Below are 19989 nucleotides of genomic sequence, written 5' to 3'. Positions count from 1 at the left end.
ACGATCACCGTAGACACGGCCCCGCCCCGCCGGAAAGCGCGTTTCCCCGCCTGGGGACTGCCCGACCCTCAGTCGGCGTGGAACCGCGGCGGCGCCGCCGTCGGATTGCCGCCGGCCGGGAGCTTCTGGCCGGGGCAGCCCGAGAGGACCTTCTCCATCGCGGACTTCTCGGCGGCCGTGACCCACAGGGCGTACTTCTTCTTCACGGCGACCTGGGCGGCCACATACGTGCACCGGTACGCCTTGTTCGGCGGGAGCCAGGTCGCCGTGTCGCCGTCCCCCTTGGAACGGTTGGTGCTCGCGTCGACGGCCAGGAGGTTGAGGGGGTCGTTGGCGAGAGCTATCCGCTTGCTGGGGTCCCAGTACTTGGCCCCCTTCTGCCAGGCGTCGGAGAGCGCGACCACGTGGTCGATGTCCACTTGGCTGCGACCCCGCCGGTAGGTCACCTCCTTGCCCGAGTACGGGTCCGACTCGAGCACGCCGTAGGAGACCTTGCAGTCCCCGCGGGTGAACTTCACGTCCTCCAGGTCACGTTTGAGTATGTCGTCGCGGGTGTCGCACTCGTTCGAGTCGGTGTCCGCCCACGCGGTGCCGAACTTTTCCCGCTCGTAACCCGTCTTGGGGGCGCGCCCCTTCACGGTGAGCGACTCGGCGGCGCTCAGGGCCGCACCCGAACCGCCCGCGCCCCCGGCTTCCTCGGGCCCGCCGGATCCTGTGGTCGTCTCCGCCTTGCATCCGGCCACGGCGAACACCAGCACGGCGGCGGCCGCAGCCCCGCCCCTCAGACGCATCACGTGCGCCCCTCCCCTTGCAACCCGGTCCGCCCCCGCAGGAAGCGCCTTCCCTCGAACGACGTCACGCACACCGTAGCCAGCGGGCGCACCGCGGCATTCAGGAGGTCCAGGGCGTCAACGACCGAACGGGCAACACAGCCCCACGGGCGGCTTCGCGTGCCCGAGGGGTCATGCCGGTGGACCGGCCGGCCACGGCAGCACCGTGAGCTCCGGCCATTCCTCCTTCCAGCGCGCGGTCTTGGCCTCGTAGACCTCTCTCGGAGCGAGCACCGGGTTGGGCCGGACCACGAGGTTGAACACGTCGGACAGCCCATGAGGCGCGTAGACACGCCACTGTCCGTCGGGCTCCAGTCGCACGCCCAGACAGCACGTGGTCGCGGCGAAGCGGTCGATCGCGGACTCGGTGGAGTCGTGCGGCGGGCAGGGCACTTTGAACTTCCGCTCGTACCAAAGGTGCACCCGGGCCTCGTTGCGGATCTCCACCTCGGCCCGCAGGCCGTCGAACACCTCCTGTCCTGCCCTGATCACGGCGTCCTCGGCCTGCCAGGAGAGGTCGGTGTCGTCGAAGTAGAAGACGTCGTAGTCCCTGATGCCGTGGGCCGGGGGTCGGCCGGTGACCACGTTCCACACCGTCTGGAACAGGCAGCCCGCCGTCACGTACCAGCCCGGCAGGTCAAGCTTCGCCGTCCTGGCCATCACCTCGGTCAGGATCTCGTTCCGGCCGAGCGTGGAACGGAACGCGTCCAGTTGTTCCGCGAGGGGGAGTCGTCCGAGCATCCGTCCTGACTACCACGGTCAGATGTGGCGATGCCCAGGTGGCCGGGAGCAGTCCGGAGGAGAGCACCGCGGCCCAGAAGTCGCCGAGCAACCGCCATGGGGCGGCGGCGAGTTGGCCGGTGTGGTGTTCCACGCGGTGGCGGAGGTCGCGGTCGGCGTCCGTGGCCTCGCCGTGCTCGCCGACCACACCACGGGCCGTCGGACGCCCGCGCGCGGACGGCCACTCCCCGGCGCTCCAGCCTCGGCTCTCGAAGCGCTCCACGGACGCGGCGCCGATCGCGGCGAGCGACTCGACCGGCTCGCGGCCTGAGCGAGGGGACTTGGCCGGGGCCTCCCCGCGCCGGGGAGGCGACCATGGGCGGCCGTCCCCGCAAGAGCAGGACCGGCCGGAGACATCACCCGACACACGCCCACCGACAAGACCCCTGACGACGGCGCCGCGTCGAGCAACCGGCACGCCCGAACACGACCCGCCGCCCCGCCCACCCCCGACTCACCCCGTCAAGACCCCAGAATCGACGTGAGGAACTCCCCCACCCACCCCAGCAACTCCCGCCCGACCAGCGGCTTTCCGCCCACCTTCGCGGTCTTCGGGCGGGGTACCAGCACCTGGTGCGCGGCCGGCTTGATGACGGTGCCCGGGTAGAGCCGCTTGAGCCGCAGTTCCTGGGACTCCCGCAACTCCACCGGTGCGAAGCGGATGTTGGTGCCCTGGAGGACGATCTCGCCGACGCCACACGCGCGTGCCAGCATCCGAAGGCCCGCCACCAGCAGCAGGTTCTCCACCGGCTCGGGCAACTTGCCGTAGCGGTCGACGAGTTCCTCGCGTACGGCCTTGATGTCCTCCTCGGTGTTCACCGAGGCGATCGCGCGGTAGGCCTGCAGGCGCAGCCGCTCGCCCGGCGCGTAGTCGTGCGGGACGTGCGCGTCGACCGGGAGTTCGATCTTGACCTCCAGCGGCGGCTCCTCCTCCACACCGCCCTCCAGGGAGGCCCGGTAGTCCGCGACGGCCTCGCCGACCATGCGGACGTACAGGTCGAAGCCGACGCCCGCGATGTGCCCGGACTGCTCGCCGCCGAGGAGGTTGCCCGCGCCGCGGATCTCGAGGTCCTTCATCGCGACGTACATGCCCGCGCCCATCTCGGTGTGCTGGGCGATCGTCGCGAGGCGTTCGTGCGCCGTCTCCGTCAGCGGCTTCTCCGGCGGGTACAGGAAGTAGGCGTAACCGCGGTCGCGGCCACGCCCGACCCGGCCGCGCAGCTGGTGCAGCTGGGACAGGCCGAAGTTGTCGCCGCGCTCCACGATCAGTGTGTTCGCGTTGGAGATGTCGATGCCCGACTCGACGATCGTGGTCGACACCAGCACGTCGAACTTCTTCTCCCAGAAGTCGACGACGACCTGCTCCAGGGCCTGCTCCGACATCTGGCCGTGGGCGATCGCGATGCGCGCCTCGGGGACGATCTCGCGCAGCCGCGCGGCCGCCCGGTCGATCGACTCGACCCGGTTGTGGATGTAGAAGACCTGGCCCTCGCGCAGCAGTTCACGGCGGACGGCCGCGCCGATCTGCTTCTCCTCGTACGGCCCGACGAAGGTGAGCACCGGGTGGCGCTCCTCCGGGGGCGTGGTGATCGTCGACATCTCGCGGATGCCGGTGACCGCCATCTCCAACGTCCTGGGGATCGGCGTCGCGGACATGGTCAGCACGTCGACGTTGGCGCGGAGCTTCTTCAGCTGCTCCTTGTGCTCGACGCCGAAGCGCTGCTCCTCGTCGACGATGACCAGGCCGAGGTCCTTGAACTTGGTCTCCGAGGAGAACAGCCGGTGGGTGCCGATGACGACGTCCACCGAGCCCTCGCGCAGCCCCTCCAGGGTGGCCTTCGCCTCGGTGTCGGTCTGGAAGCGGCTGAGCGCCTTCACGACGACGGGGAACTGGGAGTACCGCTCGCTGAACGTCCCGAAGTGCTGCTGGACCAGCAGCGTGGTCGGCACCAGCACCGCGACCTGCTTGCCGTCCTGGACGGCCTTGAAGGCGGCCCGTACCGCGATCTCCGTCTTGCCGTAGCCGACGTCGCCGCAGATCAGGCGGTCCATGGGGACCGACTTCTCCATGTCCTCCTTGACCTCGGCGATGGTGGTGAGCTGGTCGGGCGTCTCCGCGTACGGGAAGGCGTCCTCCAGCTCGCGCTGCCACGGGGTGTCCGGGCCGAAGGTGTACCCGGGGGCCGCCATGCGCGCGCTGTACAGCTTGATCAGGTCGGCGGCGATCTCCTTGACGGCCTTCTTCGCGCGTGCCTTGGTCTTGGTCCAGTCGGCGCCGCCGAGCCGGTGCAGCGTGGGGGACTCGCCGCCGACGTACTTGGTGATCTGCTCCAGCTGGTCGGTGGGGATGTAGAGCCGGTCGCCGGGCTGGCCGCGTTTGGCGGGGGCGTACTCGACGACGAGGTACTCGCGCGTGGCGCCCTGCACGGTCCGCTGGACCATCTCGATGTAGCGGCCCACGCCGTGCTGTTCGTGGACGATGTAGTCGCCCGCCTCCAGGGTGAGCGGGTCGATCGTCTTGCGGCGCCGGGCGGGCATCCGGGCGCCGTCCTTGCCGGCCGCCTTCTGCCCGGTCAGGTCGGTCTCCGTCAGGACGGCGAGTCTGAGCGCCGGGTCGACGAAGCCGTACTCGATCGAACCGCACGCCACGTGCACGACGGACGGGCTCAAGGACGCGAGTTCCGGGTCGAGGCGGGCCGCGATGCCCTCGCTGCCCAGCACCTCGACGGTGCGGGCCGCGGGGCCGTGCGCCTCGGTCACGAAGACCGCGCGCCAGCCGTCGGCGAGCCAGCCCTTGGTGTCGGCGAGCGCCTTGGCGGTGTCGCCGCGGTAGGTCTCGGGCGCGTGCATGCCGAGCTTGAGGGTGTCCGCCTCCAGTTCGAGGTCCGCCGCGAACGGCGAAACCGACCACCACATCATGTCCAGCTCACGCGCGCGGTCGCGGACATCGGCGATGGACCACAGGGAGGCCGCGCCGACGTCGATGGGTGCCTCGCCGCCGCCCGCGGTGGCCGCCCAGGACGCCTGGAGGAACTCCTGCGAGGTGGCCACGAGGTCGGACGCACGCGTGCGGACCCGCTCCGGATCGCACACGACGGCCATGGAGCCCTTGGGCAGGACGTCGATCAGCAGCTCCATGTCGTCGACGAGGACCGGAGCCAGGGACTCCATGCCCTCCACGGCGATCCCCTCGGCGATCCTGCCGAGCAGGTCGCCGAGCTCCGGGTGCTCCTCGGCGAGGGCACGCGCACGTGCGCGTACGTCGTCCGTCAGGAGCAGTTCGCGGCAGGGCGGGGCCCACAGGCCGTGATCGGCGACCTCCAGGGAGCGCTGGTCGGCGACCTTGAAGTAGCGGATCTCCTCGACGTCGTCGCCCCAGAACTCCACGCGCAGGGGGTGTTCCTCGGTGGGCGGGAAGACGTCGAGGATGCCTCCTCGTACGGCGAACTCGCCCCGCTTCTCGACGAGCTCCACGCGCGCGTACGCGGCGGCGGCGAGGGCCTCCACGATCGCGTTCAGGTCGGCGGTCTGGCCGGTGCGCAGGGCCACCGGTTCCAGGTCGCCGAGGCCCTTGACCTGCGGCTGGAGCACGGAGCGTACGGGCGCGACGACCACGGAGACCGGGCCGGTCTCGGGGTCGTCGGGGCGCGGGTGGGACAGGCGCCGCAGGACGGCCAGACGGCGGCCGACGGTGTCGGAGCGGGGGCTGAGACGCTCGTGCGGGAGGGTCTCCCAGGACGGGTACTCCACGACCCCTTCCGAGGGGAGCAGGGAGCGCAGGGCGGCGGCCAGGTCCTCCGCCTCGCGGCCCGTCGCCGTCACCGCGAGCACGGGCCGGCCGGCCTCACGCGCGAGTGCGGCGATCGCGAAGGGGCGGGCCGCCGGGGGGCCGACCAGGTCGACGTGCATGCGGTTGCCGTCCTGGGCCGCCGTGATCGCTTCCGCGAGGGCGGGATCCTTGACGACGGCGTCGAGCAGACCGTGCAGGCTCATTCGGGGCGGCTTTCGTCCGGGGGTTTTCGGGGGGTGGGCAACGCGAAGGACCCGACACAACGAAGGGCCGGGGGGTCTCCAGCCTACGACGGCGTCGGCCCCGCCGTCGGAGCCTGTGGACAACCCTGCCCCGCCGGCGAGTGCCCTGTGGACAACTCCGTCTCACCCCCGGGTGCCCGGTGGACGGCGAAGAACCCGCGAGCTGCTCCCCGGGGACGGCAAAGAACCCGGCGCCGAGAAGTCCCCCGTGACTTCTCGGCGCCGGGCGTTCCCCCGCGTTCCCCCGTCCCCAGGGGTGGCTACTCGGTCGCGATGGCGTTCAGGACGTTCATCCGGCCCGCCCGGAACGCCGGGACGAGGGCGGCGAACAGGCCCACGAAGGCCGAGCCGATGAAGACCCCGATGATCGTCGGCCAGGGGATGTCCAGGACCTTCAGGCCCTGCAGGGCGAGGAGCTTCTGGGCGGTGGCGCCCCAGCCCATGCCCAGCCCCAGCCCCAGCAGTGCGCCGAAGAGGGCGATCACCACCGACTCCATGCGGATCATCCGCCGCAGCTGGCGCCGCGAGAGGCCGATCGCCCGCATGAGGCCGATCTCCCGGGTCCTCTCGACCACGGAGAGCGCCAGGGTGTTCACGACACCCAGGATCGCGACGATGATCGCGAGGGCCAGCAGGCCGTAGATCATGTTCAGGAGCTGGCCGATCTGGTCCTTGAACGCCTCCTTGTAGTCGGTCTGGTCGCGCACGGTGTACTGCGGGTAGTCGTGCAGCGCCGACTTCAGGGACTTGTACGCGGCGTCCTGCTGCCCGTCCTTGGCGTTGGCGAAGACCAACTGGTCGAGCGGCATCTTGTCGGCCGGCACGTACTTGGCGAGCGTGGCGATCGAGATGTACTTCGAGCCGGCGTCGATGACGACGTCGCTGCTGGTGATCGCCCGGACCGTCAGCTCGGCGGTCGCGCCGTCCTTGAAGGCGACCTTGATCTTCGAGCCCAGGTGGACGCCGTGCGCCTTGGCGAACTTCTCGTGCACGGACATCGAGTCGGGCTTGTAGGCGTCGGCGAGCTCGCCCGCCACCGTCTTGGTCTGCAGGTCGGTCGCGTACGTCGGGTCGGCCGCCGTGATGTCGGTGTCCTTGAGCGTCTTGCCGTCGGGGGTCGTGTAGTCGGCCTCCGTGGTCCTGTACTCGGTGACGTGCGCCAGGCCCGGAGTGTCCTTCACGGCCTTGACCGCGGCCGGGGTGACCAGCTGCCCGCTGTCGGACCGGATGATGAAGTCCGTGCCGACCGTCTTGTCGAGCTCGTCCGTCGCCGAGGCGACCAAGGACGAGCCGACGACCGACAGACAGGCGACCAGCGCGAGGCCGATCATCAGGGCGGCGCCCGTGGCACCGGTACGGCGCGGGTTGCGCAGGGCGTTGCGCTCGGCCAGGCGGCCGATCGGGCCGAACATCCTGAGGACGATCGCGCCCAGGACGCGCACCACACCTCCGGCGAGCAGCGGGCCGATCACGACGAAGCCGATCAGGGAGAACACCACGCCGAAGCCCAGCCAGGCGGAGCCCTCCTTGGCCTTGTCGGCGGTGGCGGCCAGGTAGAGCAGGCCTGCACCGACGCCGGTCAGCACCGTGCCCATCAGGGCCCGTACGCGGCCCGCCTTGGCGTCGGCCGGGGCGCCCGCGTCGCGCAGGGCGGCCATCGGGGAGACCTTGCCGGCGCGGCGGGCCGGCAGCCAGGCGGCGAGGACGGTCACGACCACGCCGAGGAGCAGGCCGACCACCGGGGTCGTCCAGGCGATGGTCAGGTCGCTCGCCGACAGGTGTATGCCCAGGGAGCCCATGAGCTTCATCAGCCCGACCGCGAGGCCGACGCCCGCGCCGACCCCGAGCACCGACCCGAACACGCCCAGGAGGAGCGCCTCGACCAGCACGGACCGGTTGACCTGGCCGCGGGAGGAGCCGACGGCCCGCATCAGCCCGATCTCCCTCGTCCGCTGCGCGACCAGCATCGAGAAGGTGTTGATGATCAGGAAGATGCCGACGAGGAAGGCGATCCCGGCGAAGCCGAGCATCGCGTACTTCATGACGTTCATGAAGCCCTCGACGTCCTTCTGGTTGGCGTCGGCGGTCTCCTTGGCCGTCTGCACCTTGTAGGTGCCGCCGAGCTCGGCGGCGACGTTCTTCTTGAGCTGTGCGTCGGTGACCCCGGACGCGGCCGTGACGTTGACGTTCGTGAACACGTTCGACTCGCCGACGAGCGTCTTCTGGGCGGTCTTGGTGTCCAGGTAGAAGATCGCCGCACCGGGGTTGGTGACCTCGAACTCGGCGACGCCGGAGATCTTCGCGGTGTGCGTGCCGACCGCGCTGATGACGCCGATCTCGTCACCGAGCTTCAGGTGGTGCTTGTCGACGGTGTCCTTGTCGACCATGACCTGGCCGGAGTTCTTCGGCGCCGCACCGGAGGTGATCTTCATGGTGCGGGCGTCGTTGCCGTTCCAGCTGCCGACGATGGTCGGGCCGCCGCCGGACGGCGAGAGGCTGTCCTTGTCGGCGTCCACGACGGTCACCGAGGTCGAGAAGACGGTCCCCTCCGCGGTCTTCACGCCCTGCGCCTGGCGCACCTTGCCGAGCACGGAGGCCGGCATGACCGGCGGCTTGCCGTTGTCCGAGGTCGTCTCGCCGCTGTCGGAGGCGCCCCCCGCGCTCACCGTCACGTCCGAGGACGTGGCCGCGAAGAGCTTGTCGAAGGTGGTGTTCATCGTGTCGGTGAACACCAGCGTCCCGCAGACGAAGGCGACCGACAGCAGGACCGCCACGGCCGACAGGGCCATGCGTCCCTTGTGCGCGAAGAAGTTGCGCATGGAGGTCTTCATGACGGTCATGACGTGCGCCCCCGGGCGTCGAAGTCCTTCATGCGGTCCAGGACGGCCTCGGCGGTCGGCTTGTGCATCTCGTCGACGATCCGGCCGTCGGCGAGGTACAGCACACGGTCCGCGTACGAGGCGGCCACCGGGTCGTGCGTGACCATCACGATGGTCTGCCCGAGCTCGTCGACGGAGCGGCGCAGGAAGCCCAGTACCTCGGCACCCGCGCGCGAGTCGAGGTTTCCGGTCGGCTCGTCACCGAAGATGATCTCGGGACGCGCGGCCAGGGCGCGGGCCACGGCGACCCGCTGCTGCTGTCCGCCGGAGAGCTGGGTGGGCCGGTGCTTGAGCCGGTCCGAGAGACCCACGGTGTCGACGACCCGCGCGAGCCACTGCTTGTCCGGCTTGCGCCCGGCGATGTCCATGGGCAGCGTGATGTTCTCGAGCGCGTTGAGCGTCGGAAGCAGGTTGAAGGCCTGGAAGATGAACCCGACCCGGTCCCGGCGCAGTTGGGTGAGCTTCTTGTCCTTCAGGCCGGTGATCTCGGTGTCGTCGAGGTAGATCTGACCGCTGGTCACGGTGTCGAGTCCGGCGAGGCAGTGCATGAGGGTGGACTTGCCGGACCCCGAAGGGCCCATGATCGCGGTGAACTGTCCGCGAGCGATGTCCACGTCCACATGGTCCAGGGCGACGACCCGGGTCTCCCCGGACCCGTACGCCTTGACGACCTGCCGCGCCCGCGCGGCAACGGCCGTACGCCCTCCAGTGCCCCCGTGCCTGGTGATGGTTACAGCCGATGTCACGGTAAGTCTCCTATATCGGTCAGCCAATGAGCCGCCGGGGCCGCCCGGCGTTCGGTAAGTACTGGTGCCTGCTTGGGTATGGCGTCAGTCTGGTGCCGCGAGGCGGTGCGGCGCCCTGGTGCTCAGCACCCTCTTCTACGGGGGAAAACCCCACCCCCCGTCGATCCGGTCGCCCCTCCCCCCACCGCTCCCCAGCGGCGTAAAGCCAGGTTAAGGACGGGCCGTGGCCCTTCTCCTCCTCCGGCGGTACGAACCCTCCCCCAGCCGTAGTGCGGAGATACCCCTAGGGGCAGTCCACCGACGGGTGGAGGCGATCTAGGGGTCGGCTCCACCCTCGGCCGCACCGAGACTGCACCCTGCCGCCGCGTGAGGGGCAAGTGGGAGAGTGGTCGCCGGAAGATGGATGCAGGGGGAAGGAATCCGCGTGGACGACACGAAGCCGGCGATACGGGAGCCGGCGCGGCACGTCTCCACGTACCGGCGCGGGGCTGTCGTGGCCGCCCTGATGCTCGCGATGGCGCTCGCGGCCCTGGACGCCACCATCGTCTCCACGGCGGTCCCGCAGATCGTCGGTGACCTGGGCGGCTTCTCGGTCTTCTCCTGGCTGTTCTCCGGCTACCTGCTGGCCGTGACGGTGACGCTGCCGGTGTACGGCAAGCTGTCCGACACCTTCGGGCGCAAGCCGGTGCTGATCGCGGGCTCGGCGGTGTTCCTGCTCGGCTCGCTGCTGTGCGCGGTGGCCTGGAACATGGGGGCGCTGATCGCGTTCCGGATCGTGCAGGGGCTCGGCGGCGGGGCCCTGCAGGGCACGGTCCAGACGCTCGCCGCCGATCTGTACCCACTGGAGCAGCGCCCGAAGATCCAGGCCAAACTGTCCACGGTGTGGGCGGTGGCGGCGGTCGCGGGGCCGGGGATCGGCGGGGTGCTCGCGGCGTACGCGAACTGGCGGTGGATCTTCCTGGTCAACCTGCCGATCGGCGCGGTGGCGCTGTGGCTGGTCGGCCGTCACCTGCACGAGCCGCAGCGCTCCTCCCGCGGAACGACGGCCACGCGTACGCGTGTCGACTGGGCGGGCGCGCTCGCGGTGTTCGCGTGCGGGGGCGTGCTGCTGGCGGCGCTCGTGCAGGGCGGGGTTGCCTGGACGTGGCTGTCGTGGCCGTCGCTGGGCCTGTTCGGCACGGGACTCGCCCTGGTGGCCGCCGTGGTCCTGATCGAACGCCGGGCGGCCGAGCCGATCATCCCCGGCTGGGTCTGGCGCCGCCGCACGATCGCCGCGGTGAACCTGGCACTGGGCGCGCTGGGACTCCTCATGGTGGCCCCCACGGTCTTCCTGCCGACGTACGCCCAGTCGGTGCTCGGCCTCGCCCCGGTCGCCGCCGGATTCGTGCTGTCCGTATGGACGTTGAGCTGGCCGGTGTCGGCGGCCCTGAGCCAGCACGTCTACCGGCGCATCGGCTTCCGCAACACGGCGATGCTGGGCATCGGTACGGCCGCCCTGATCCTGTTCGCCTTCCCTTTCCTGCCCTACCCGGGCGCGGCCTGGCAGCCGACCCTGCTGATGCTGCTCCTGGGCGGTGCGCTGGGCCTGTTCCAACTCCCCCTGATCGTCGGGGTCCAGTCGACGGTCGGCTGGGCGGAACGCGGCACGACGACGGCCTCCGTCCTCTTCTGCCGCCAGACCGGCCAGACGGTGGGCGCGGCGGTCTTCGGCGCGGTCGCGAACGGCGTCCTGGCGAGTCGCCTGGGCGGCGCGAGCGACCTCGACTCCATCACGCGCGCGTTGGACGCCGGTACGGCCCCGGAGGCCACCCGTGCGGCCATCGCGGACGCGGTGCACGCGGTGTACGTGGGCGCGGGATGCGCGGCGGCCCTGGCGTTCGCGGTGCTGCTGGTGCTGGCGCCGCGGCGGTTCCCGGTGCTCGAGGAGCAGTGAGCGAGCCGTCCATGCGCCCGGCGTAAGGGGCCGAGCACGCTGCGGTGAGACCAAAAGTCTGAGTTAACGGGGGTAACACCGCAGGTCAGAGAAGTAAGCGCATACCGACCGATCAGTTTGTCGAAAGGGCTGTACAACTCCGGACCGCCGAGTAACGTGCGGGGCTCCGCTCCCCCGTCCACCCCCCAACTCCCTGCGGTCCGCCGCGTCGGACCCGAGCCTCGCAAGGAGCACCGGGTGTCTTACGACCCGTCACAGCCGTACCCCACCTATCCCTGGCAGCCCCCCGCCCCGCCGCCCGAACCGGCCCGACACCGCCCCAGCCACCGCGATCCGCTCGGCCACCACAGCGACCTGCGGATCCTGCGCAGCGCCTACCGCTGGCAGCGGCGCACCGCCACGCTCACCGCGCTCGGCTACTTCACGCTCTTCCTGGTGCTGTCCGCGTACGCGCCGTCCTTCATGGCGAGCAGCGTCACCGACGGACTGCCCACAGGACTGCTCCTCGCCCTGCTCCAACTGCCCGTCACCTGGCTGGCGATCGCCGTGTACGAGCACACCGCGCGCCGCTACGTCGACCCGCTCGCGGACCGCATTCGCAAGCAGTCCGAGGTGGACGCCCGGCGAGGGGCGGCGGCGCGATGACCGGCTTCAGCGACTCCGCCCAGGCGATGAGCCTGGTGGCGTTCTCCGCCGTCGCCACCATCACCCTCCTGCTGTGCGTGATGACCGGCCCGGACCGCGACGACCTCGACGAGTTCTACACCGGCTACAACTCCCTGTCCGCCCTGCGCAACGGCCTCGCCATCGCGGGCGACTACATCTCCGCCGCGACCGTCCTCGGTACGGGCGGGGTCATCGCGCTCTGCGGCTACGACGGCATCGTTCTCGCGCTGAGCACGGTCCTGTCGCTGATGCTGCTGATGTTCCTGCTGGCCGAACCCCTGCGCAACGCGGGCCGGTTCACCATGGGCGACGCGCTCGCACACCGGATGCCGGGACGCGCGGTACGTGTCGCCGCGTGCCTGGTCACCCTCGCCGCGCTGATGCCGCTGATGCTGGTGCAGCTCGCCGGCGCCGGCCAACTGCTGGCGTTCATCCTGGGGTTCTCCGGCGACTCGCTGAAGACGGGCTTCATCATCGGCCTGGGCATCCTGATGATCAGCTACGCGGCCATCGGCGGCATGAAGGGCACCGCCCTCATCCAGATCCTGAAGATCGTCATGCTCCTCGGCTCGGGCGCCGTGATCGCCGTACTCGTCATGCACCGGTTCGACTGGAACCCCGCGGCACTGTTCGACACGGCGGCCCGGCAGAGCGGGGTGGGGCCGGACTACCTGCGCTCGGGACTGGAGTTCGCGGGCGGACCGTATCCGCGCCTCGACATGATCACCTCGCAGCTCGCGGTCGTCATCGGCGGGGCGTGTCTGCCGCACGTCACCATGCGCATGTACACCGCGTCCAGCGCCCGTCAGGTACGGCGTTCGATGTCGTGGGCGGTGTCGTCGGTGGCCGTGTTCGTCCTGGTCATCACGGTCGTCGGGGTCGGGGCGACGGCGATGATCGGACGTACGGTGATCGCGGAGGCGGATCCGCAGGGCAACACGGCGTATCTGCTGGGCTCGCGGGCGGTGTTCGGGCCCGAGGTGTCGACCGGAGAGACGTTTCTCTTCACCACGGTCACCACGGCGCTCTTCCTCACCCTTCTCGCGTCCGTCGCCGGCATGATCCTCGCCTGCGCCAACTCCCTGGCGCACGACGTGTTCGCGGCGCGGGCGCGGTCGATGCCGGCGCACCGGGAGATCCTGCTGGCCCGGGTGTCGGCGCTGGCGGTCGGCGTCCCCACGATCTTCCTCGCGACGTTGATCCAGCACCGCAGTCTGCAGCCGCTGGTGATCCTGTCCTTCTGCGTCGGCGCGTCCGCGTTGGCGCCGGCGCTCGTGTACAGCCTGTTCTGGCGGCGCTACACGCGAACGGGGCTGCTGTGCACGCTGATCGGCGGCACGGTGACGGTGCTCCTGCTGATGCCGGGCACGAATCTCGTCTCCGGGTCACCTGTGTCCGCGTTCCCCCAGGCCGACTTCAACTGGCTGCCGTTCACGACGACGGGGCTGGTGTCGATTCCGGCGGGGTTCTTGTTCGGGTGGCTGGGGACGGTCGCCTCGGGGCGGCGGAAGGCGGAGGAGCAGCGGCGGCAGTACGAGGCGGTGGAGGGGTGGATCTTGGCGGGGGCTGTGCGGAGGGGGTGAGTGGGGGCGTTGGGTGTCGGCCGCGGGTCGGTGGGGGCTGGGCGCGCAGTTCCCCGCGCCCCTGAGTGGGTGCGGGTGACCGGCGTCGGGTCTGCGCCGCCGGCCCTGAGTGGGTGCGGGTGGCCCGACCGGCCCGGCCGCCCCAACTGGCTCGGCCCGCCCGGCCGCGGGCCGGTGGAGGCTGGGCGCGCAGTTCCCCGCGCCCCTGAGTGGGGGCGGGTGACCGGTGTCGGGTCTGCGCCGCCGCCCCTGAGTGGGGGCGGGTGACCGGTGTCGGGTCTGCGCCGCCGCCCCTGGGTGGGGGCGGGTGACCGGCGTCGGGTCGGCGCCGTCGGCTGACTGGTCCGGTCGGGCCGGCGCCGCACGCTGTCACTCCGTTGCTGCTGTTCCTGTGAGGGCCGTCAGGCTGCTGCGTACGTGGTCCATCTGTGCCTGCATCTCGTCCCAGCGCTCCCCGTGCTTCCGCAGCACCCGTTCCGTCTCGCCGGCGATCCGCTCCTCCTGGGCCCGCGCCTCCGCGAGGATCTCCGCCGCACGCGCGCGTGCGTCCTCCTCGCACCGGCCCAGCGATGCCTCCGCCTCCGCGAACTCCCGCCGCGCGTCCGACAGCGCCGCCTCCGCCCGCGCCACCCGTTCGGCGTCCCGCGCGTCCGCCTCGGCCATCCGCTTCTCCTCGGCCTGCTCCACCACGGCCCACCGCTCCGCCTGCTCCTTGGCCTGCTCGGCAAGCATCGCGATGGTGCGCTGGCGTACGTCGCGCAACGCGGCGAGCGCCTCTCCGCGCCCCTGTTTCACCTCACGCCGGGCGGTGACACGGATCTCGTCGGCCTCGGCGCGCGCGACGAGCAGCCGCTGACGAGCGCGTTCGTCGGCCTCGGCGCGCACGGCATCGGCGTGCGCCTGTGCGGCACCCAGGAGGCCGTCGGCGTGCGCCCGCGCCTCGTCCGTGAGGCGCTGCGCCTCCTGCCGCCCCCTCTCCCGAACGGCCGCGGCCTCCTCCTGCCCCAGCTCGAAGAGGCGCCGCGCCCCCTCACCGAGGGCCTCGTACGCCTGCGGGGCCAGCGTCGCCACGACCTCCCGCATCCGCACCGCCTCGGCCTCCATCTCCCGGGCGAGCACGGTGAGCCGGGCGGCCCGTTCCCAGGCGGCGTCACGGTCCCGGGACAGGGCGGCGGCGTACGCGTCGACCTGTTCGGGGCGGTAGCCGCGCCCCCGTACGGCCACGAACCCCGGGGGCGACACCGGTGCGCTGCTCATCCTGGAACCCCTCTCCACCGACCACGCAAATGGACGCGAAATGATGATTTCGTGCACATCTTGATGTATCGGACGGAAATGTTCATAACGCGACACTCCGCAGAAAGGCCCCGGGGGCACGAGGTCGACACGGGGTCGTCGCGTCATCGGATGCGCGCACAAAAGGGCCGGACCCGGTCACACGACCGGGTCCGGCCCTCCACGCGCGCGTGGCTCAGCGGCGGCGGGGCGTCACAACAGCCCGTCCCACATCTGTTCGAGCAGCACCGACCACCAGCTCTCCGGCGAACCCAGCGCCGCCGGATCGAGCGAGGCCAACTGGGCCTGGAAGTCGACGGTCCAGCGGCCCGCCTGCTCCTGGTTCAGGCCGAAGCGAAGCCGCCACATCCGGCCGAGCAGTGCCAGACAGCGCTGGAACTCGGGCAGGCCCGTGTTCACGAACTGCGGCGGTACGGGCGCACCGCCCGGCCCGGACTCCACGGGTACGGCGACGATGTTCGCCGTGCCGTACTGCACACAGATCGCCTTGCCGAAGTCGCTGCCCATGACGAGGTACGAGCCCGCGTCCGAGGCCGGCCGCACCCCGCGCTCGGCCGCCAGCTCGGCCAGCGTCGGCACCGGCCGCCCCGGCTGGGCCTGCGCCCAGAAGAACGGACCCATGTCCAACGGCAACCCCGCCACGACCAGCGAGTGCGCGACGACCGGCGGCACGCCCTGGCGGTCCACCGCGACCTGCTCGAACCGGAAGATCCCCGGCCCGAAAGCCCCCGCCAGCTCCTGCGCCACACCCTCCGGCGGGATCGGCGGCGCGGCCTGCACGGGCGGCAACGGCGCGCGCACCGGCGCGGGGCGGGCGGGTCCGTCCGCCACCTGGTGCAACTCGCCCTGGTGCGCCAGCAGTTGCTGCATGCCCTGCTGGCGGCTCGCGTGATCCGTGCCGTAGGGGGCGATGCTCGCGATCCTCGCCTGCGGCCACTGTTCGCGGATCATCCGCGCGCAGTACGCCCCCGGGAGCTCGCAGGACTCCAACTCGGTGTGGAGCTCCAGCACCTGGTCCGGGGGGACGTTCATGCCGCGCAGCTCGTGGAAGATCTGCCACTCCGGGTGCGGCGTCCCCGGCGCCGACCGCCGGATCAACTGCTGCTCCGACCCGTCCTGCGCACGGTACCGAAGGACGGCCTGATAGCCGGGCCCCACGGTGGGCTGCGACTGCTGGGGGTATCCGTAGGCCGGGGGCGGAGCGGGGGCGGGGTGCACGGGAGCGGGGTGGCCCGGTGTGGGCTGCCCGGCTGCGGGGTGCCCCGGCATCGGCCCGCCCGGCGGAGGCACTGGGCCCAGGGACGGGGACGGGGACGGGGACGGTACGGCACCCGGAGGCGGGGGCGGCATCGTGCCGGGCGGCATCGGCTGCGGAGCACCCGGAGCGGCGCCGGGGACTCCGGGGACACCGGGAGCCCCCGGGGCACCGGGAGAGCCGGGGGCCTGCGGCGGCGGAGGCACGCCGGGACCGCCACTCACCGGAGGTGCGGACAGCACGGTTTCCGCGTGATGCATGGCTCCGGGTTCACCCGGGGTGCCCGGGAACCCCGAAGCACCGGGCCCTCCCGCAGCACCCGGAGCGCTCGGGAACGGCGCTGCACCGTGAGTGCCAGGAGCCTGAGGCCCGCCCGGCCCGCCCGGCCCACCCGACGGCTGCGGAGCACCCGGGAACCCGTATCCACCCGGCGCACCCGCGGTGGGAGCACCAGGGGCCGACGGCGCCCCCGACCCCGAAGGCCCCTCGACACCCGGCGCCGACACGAACTGGGTGGGCACATACCCGCCCCCCGGCGCACCAGGAGGGGGCGGCGTGGGCGAGTTCCCCGGCTGTGCACCGGGCACCCCGGGGGGACCCGGCGGAGGCGGCGGCGTCGGTCCCCCGGCCTGCGCCCCCCGCGAGGGAGATGCCAACTTGCTGGTGGCGACATCGGCGATGTCCCCGGCACTCGGCGCGGGCCCCGGAGCACCGGGAGCGCCAGGCACACCCTGCGGCTGAGGCACCCCAGCAACCCCACCAGCCCCCTGCGGGTAGCCGTACGCAGACGACGCCCCGGACGACGACCGACCACCCCCAGAAATCCGCGCAGTCCTGGAGTCCAAGCCCGCCGAGCCCGCCGAGCCCTCCAAGTCCTCGAAGTCCTCCGAGACCTCAGAGATCTCCGACCCCTCCAAGACCGCCGAAGTCCCCTCGTCCGTACCGCTACCAGCGCCACCGTCACCGCTCACCGGCGCCGAGAACACCGTCTCCGGCAACGCCACCGAGAGGTCCTCGCCCCCGTTGGTGTCGGTCCCGGTCCACGGCCTGGCCCCGGCAGGCACCTCCGGCGCGGCGCCCGAACCGGCACCCGCTCCCCCGGGCCCGGCGATCCCCAACTTGTCCGCCGCGTCCTGCAACCACTCCGGCGGCGAGAGAAGGAACGACGTCTGATTCAGATCGACCCGGGACGCCGCGGACGCGGCCCCCGCGTCCCCGTCGCCGCCCCCGGCCTCCCGCCCGTACTCCTCCTCGTACCGGCGAATCACCTCGCCCACCGGCAGCGAAGGCCACAGCGTGGCGTCCCCGCTGTCCCGGGCGATCACCAGCCGCTGCGCGCCCCCGTCCGAACGGGGCCCCTCCGCCCGGTCCTCGGCCCACACCACGAACCCGAGGTCGAACTCCCGTACCCGCACCTCACGGTGCTGGTACGACGGCACGTCCCCGTTGATCCACTCTTCCGCGCGCTCCTGCGCCTGCGCGAACGTCACCATCGTTGAAGCTCACTCCCCCGACACGGAAGAAGACACGGGAACGGAACGGGCGAACCCGCCGTCCACCATCAGGTTCGCCACCGTCTCCAACTCCGGTGGATTACCGGCCAGTCGGGACAGGAACACGTCGAAGTCGGCGCCGCAGGGCAGCAGAAGACGTTCCACGCGCACGGCCGGCGGCATCGAAGGGTCGACGTCGCGCGCGTCGTCGTAGGCGCAGAACCAGACCGATCCGATGCCCTCGCCCTTCACCTTCACGGCCAGTAGACCGCCCTGGACGAAGCCGACACCGAGGTAGTCCTTCGTCAGGTGGTCCCGCAGGCACTTGTTGACGTACACGAGGTCGTTGACCGCCGCCTCGTCGCGGACCGTGAAGAACGGCTGGTCGACCAGGAGCCCCAACTCCGCGTCCAGGGCGGCGCCCACCGGGGCCGATCCGCCGGCCGCCTTCAGGAAGGACCGGTACGCGCCCGGCAGCCGGTAGCCGAGATCCTCCTCGACCCCCTGCACCTGTGACTCCGTCACGGCGACGGCCGACTTCGGCAGCCCGAAGTGCGCCGGCCGCGTCTCCTGCAACGGCCGCGTCCCCCGCTTGTTCTGGTCGACACGTGTCGTCGCGATCCCGCCGTGATGCCGCAGCAGCGCCTTCACCTCGACGGGGACCAGCTCGAGCCGCCGCGAACCCACCACGTGATGCCACGTCCAGCCGTGCGGCGTCGCCACCGCCGGCACCGTGTCCCACAGCTCGTGACCGGTCGCCGCGAGCGCCGCGTTCGCCGAGACGTAGTCCGTCAGCCGCAACTCGTCGACCCCGAAGCCCTCCGGCGGCTCGGCGATCTCCGCGGCGGCACGCGCGTAGGGCGAGAAGTCGGGGTAGCCATGCTCGTCCACCCGTACCCCTCTGGGGTGACGCGCGGCCCGGACCGGATCCGGAAAGTGCACGACCTGCCCGGCGTAGGCCGCGTTCGGCGGCGCGGCTTGTTGCCCGAGCCGACCTGTCGTCATGGCGAAAGCCCCCTGCGGCGCTCTGGTACGACCCGCGGCGACCCTGGGCAAATGCAGGGCCGCCACGCGCCGTATCGACTGTCTCGTCCGTCTCCACGCGTCAACCGCGCGCATCGCGGCGACCACTTGGATCGCGGTGCCGACAGCCTATGCGGTACGACGACACCGGTCACCGGGCACCGGCCAGGCCCCCTCCACTTCCGTGACCAGCCGTCACCCCACCGTGACAGCCCGCCCGAACCTGGGCGTGTCGCACGCCCCAGCTTCCCCGCGAGCCGCGCCATTTGGCAGTCTGTGACCTCCGGGGGGATGCTCGGGAGGGGATGACGATCATGAACACGACGCAGACGGGACCGGACACAGGACCGCACACGGCCACGACGACCGGCGCGAACGGCGGCCCGCACGCCGGCGCCTACGGCGATCCCCGCATCGGCTGGAGCAGCGCCGAAAGACCCCAGGCGCCCGTGCTCCGCCACCGCCGCGACGGCATACTGCCCACGGTCGCCGCAGCCCTCTCCGTGCGCGGCGCCACCCTCACCTCCACCGCCGCCCGCGGCGACCAGGCGCCACCGCTGCACCCGCTCGTCCAGGACTTCCTCGACACCCTCGGCAGCGACCGGCGCGACCGCTTCACCGGCCGCTGCGCCGAGACCATGCTGATATCGCGGCACATCGCCGCCGCCGACGCCGCCCGCAGCAAGCGCGCCGGCCGCAAACCGATGACCAACGGCGAGGCCCGCCGCGCCCTCAAGCAGGCCAAGCTCACCGCCCGCCGCATCCGCGAGGACGGCGATCCGCTGCACGGCAGCTTCGCCGCTCCCTGCCGCGCCTGCAGCGCCCTGAGCGCCCACTTCGGCGTACGCATCGTCGACCCGACGGCGAACGGCGGCTGACACCCCCCACCGGTACGACCCGTACGACCCTCACAACCCGTACGACGGCGCCTCGTGCACCCCGGCGCCCACCCATGACCTCGACGAACGCGAAGGGCAGATGCACCCCGACCGCACCGGTACCACCCGCTTCCCCGTCCCCGTCGACGCCGCTCTGCGCGCCGCCGGCTGGCAGCCCGGACGCTGGGACATAAAGCAGGCCGAGATCTGGGCCGACGCCCTGCGCGAGCACACCTCACCGGCCGGACACCGGCACGCCGTGTTCCCGGCCGCCGTCGAGGCCTGGGCCGAGTTCGGCGGACTGCACCTGACCCCCACCGGCCCCGGCCGCCAGGTCGCCCCCGCCCACCTCCACCTCGACCCCCTGCACGGCCTCCACATGGCCCGCACCCTCGCCGACCTCGGCCGCGCCCTCGGCGCCGAGGTCTGCCCGCTCGGCGCCGAGACCGACACCCAGGCACTCCTCGCCATCGACACCGAGGGCCGCGTCTACGCCCTCGACCACACCGGCGACTGGTACCTCGGCCCCGACATCGACCAGGCCCTGACCGGCCTCGTCTCCGGCATCGAACCGGCCCGTCTCGTCGCGACCTGA

13 protein-coding genes and 1 pseudogene are annotated in these 19989 nt (G+C 71.7%); 5 read left to right on the top strand and 9 right to left on the bottom strand.

Going from position 1 to position 19989, the window contains the following annotated elements; all coding sequences use genetic code 11:
* Positions 1–68: 68 nt before the first annotated feature.
* The 6 genes and pseudogenes from ACIRP7_RS04735 to ACIRP7_RS04710 all read right to left on the bottom strand — a co-directional run bounded on the left by ACIRP7_RS04735 (position 69) and on the right by ACIRP7_RS04710 (position 9267).
* Positions 69–791, bottom strand: a complete 723-nt coding sequence (locus ACIRP7_RS04735) for an HNH endonuclease family protein (protein WP_403654252.1) — start codon at positions 789–791, stop codon at positions 69–71.
* Positions 792–962: 171 nt separating this feature from the next.
* Complete coding sequence (locus tag ACIRP7_RS04730; protein ID WP_403653937.1) at positions 963–1571, bottom strand: nucleotidyltransferase family protein; 609 nt, start codon at positions 1569–1571, stop codon at positions 963–965.
* Positions 1572–1611: 40 nt separating this feature from the next.
* Positions 1612–1881, bottom strand: a pseudogene (locus ACIRP7_RS04725) (hypothetical protein); the annotation flags it as partial.
* A gap of 191 nt (positions 1882–2072) precedes the next feature.
* On the bottom strand, positions 2073–5603 hold the full coding sequence (gene mfd / locus ACIRP7_RS04720) for a transcription-repair coupling factor (RefSeq protein ID WP_403653935.1): 3531 nt from the start codon (positions 5601–5603) through the stop codon (positions 2073–2075).
* Between the two features lie 299 nt (positions 5604–5902).
* Positions 5903–8482: an ABC transporter permease gene (locus ACIRP7_RS04715; protein WP_403653932.1), complete on the bottom strand. Its 2580-nt coding sequence runs from the start codon at positions 8480–8482 to the stop codon at positions 5903–5905.
* Positions 8479–9267, bottom strand: coding sequence for an ABC transporter ATP-binding protein (locus tag ACIRP7_RS04710; protein WP_403653929.1), 789 nt, complete (start codon positions 9265–9267; stop codon positions 8479–8481). Before ACIRP7_RS04710 ends, ACIRP7_RS04715 begins: the two co-directional genes overlap by 4 nt.
* A gap of 424 nt (positions 9268–9691) precedes the next feature.
* Here ACIRP7_RS04710 and ACIRP7_RS04705 point away from each other — a divergent pair, with 424 nt between their 5' ends.
* The 3 genes from ACIRP7_RS04705 (at position 9692) to ACIRP7_RS04695 (ending at position 13449) form a co-directional block, all read left to right on the top strand.
* Positions 9692–11200, top strand: coding sequence for an MFS transporter (locus tag ACIRP7_RS04705; protein WP_403653926.1), 1509 nt, complete (start codon positions 9692–9694; stop codon positions 11198–11200).
* Between the two features lie 237 nt (positions 11201–11437).
* Positions 11438–11845: a DUF485 domain-containing protein gene (locus ACIRP7_RS04700; RefSeq protein ID WP_403653923.1), complete on the top strand. Its 408-nt coding sequence runs from the start codon at positions 11438–11440 to the stop codon at positions 11843–11845.
* A complete protein-coding gene (locus ACIRP7_RS04695; protein WP_403653920.1) occupies positions 11842–13449 on the top strand; it encodes a cation acetate symporter in 1608 nt (535 codons plus the stop codon). The genes ACIRP7_RS04700 and ACIRP7_RS04695 overlap by 4 nt, the downstream gene beginning before the upstream one ends.
* A gap of 369 nt (positions 13450–13818) precedes the next feature.
* Here ACIRP7_RS04695 and ACIRP7_RS04690 read toward each other — a convergent pair whose 3' ends face one another.
* The 3 genes from ACIRP7_RS04690 to ACIRP7_RS04680 form a co-directional block, all read right to left on the bottom strand.
* On the bottom strand, positions 13819–14706 hold the full coding sequence (locus ACIRP7_RS04690) for a cellulose-binding protein (RefSeq protein ID WP_403653918.1): 888 nt from the start codon (positions 14704–14706) through the stop codon (positions 13819–13821).
* Positions 14707–14937: 231 nt separating this feature from the next.
* Positions 14938–17493 carry an SUKH-4 family immunity protein gene (locus ACIRP7_RS04685; protein ID WP_403653915.1) on the bottom strand — a complete coding sequence of 852 codons (2556 nt, stop codon included), beginning with the start codon at positions 17491–17493 and terminating at the stop codon, positions 14938–14940.
* Between the two features lie 9 nt (positions 17494–17502).
* Positions 17503–18498, bottom strand: a complete 996-nt coding sequence (locus ACIRP7_RS04680) for an SMI1/KNR4 family protein (protein ID WP_403653912.1) — start codon at positions 18496–18498, stop codon at positions 17503–17505.
* A gap of 323 nt (positions 18499–18821) precedes the next feature.
* Here ACIRP7_RS04680 and ACIRP7_RS04675 point away from each other — a divergent pair, with 323 nt between their 5' ends.
* Both ACIRP7_RS04675 and ACIRP7_RS04670 read left to right on the top strand, forming a co-directional pair.
* Positions 18822–19394: a YwqJ-related putative deaminase gene (locus ACIRP7_RS04675; protein ID WP_403653909.1), complete on the top strand. Its 573-nt coding sequence runs from the start codon at positions 18822–18824 to the stop codon at positions 19392–19394.
* A 100-nt stretch (positions 19395–19494) separates the two neighbouring features.
* The gene (locus ACIRP7_RS04670; protein ID WP_403653906.1) at positions 19495–19989 is read left to right on the top strand and encodes an SUKH-3 domain-containing protein; all 495 of its coding nucleotides are present in this window, start codon (positions 19495–19497) and stop codon (positions 19987–19989) included.

The organism is Streptomyces sp. NPDC102270, assembly GCF_044766405.1.
Lineage (GTDB): Bacteria > Actinomycetota > Actinomycetes > Streptomycetales > Streptomycetaceae > Streptomyces.
The sequence above is the reverse complement of the archived record's forward strand: the minus strand, read 5'-3'. Positions and strand labels throughout refer to the sequence as shown.

Excerpts from the sequence above, each read along its gene's own strand:
- ACIRP7_RS04735 (WP_403654252.1), bottom strand. The coding sequence starts at position 791 with ATGCGTCTGAGGGGCGGGGCTGCGGCCGCCGCCGTGCTGGTGTTCGCC.
- ACIRP7_RS04690 (WP_403653918.1), bottom strand. The coding sequence starts at position 14,706 with ATGAGCAGCGCACCGGTGTCGCCCCCGGGGTTCGTGGCCGTACGGGGG.
- ACIRP7_RS04730 (WP_403653937.1), bottom strand. The coding sequence starts at position 1,571 with ATGCTCGGACGACTCCCCCTCGCGGAACAACTGGACGCGTTCCGTTCC.
- ACIRP7_RS04680 (WP_403653912.1), bottom strand. The coding sequence starts at position 18,498 with ATGACGACAGGTCGGCTCGGGCAACAAGCCGCGCCGCCGAACGCGGCC.
- ACIRP7_RS04675 (WP_403653909.1), top strand. The coding sequence starts at position 18,822 with ATGACGATCATGAACACGACGCAGACGGGACCGGACACAGGACCGCAC.
- ACIRP7_RS04670 (WP_403653906.1), top strand. The coding sequence starts at position 19,495 with ATGCACCCCGACCGCACCGGTACCACCCGCTTCCCCGTCCCCGTCGAC.
- ACIRP7_RS04715 (WP_403653932.1), bottom strand. The coding sequence starts at position 8,482 with ATGACCGTCATGAAGACCTCCATGCGCAACTTCTTCGCGCACAAGGGA.
- mfd (WP_403653935.1), bottom strand. The coding sequence starts at position 5,603 with ATGAGCCTGCACGGTCTGCTCGACGCCGTCGTCAAGGATCCCGCCCTC.
- ACIRP7_RS04695 (WP_403653920.1), top strand. The coding sequence starts at position 11,842 with ATGACCGGCTTCAGCGACTCCGCCCAGGCGATGAGCCTGGTGGCGTTC.
- ACIRP7_RS04685 (WP_403653915.1), bottom strand. The coding sequence starts at position 17,493 with ATGGTGACGTTCGCGCAGGCGCAGGAGCGCGCGGAAGAGTGGATCAAC.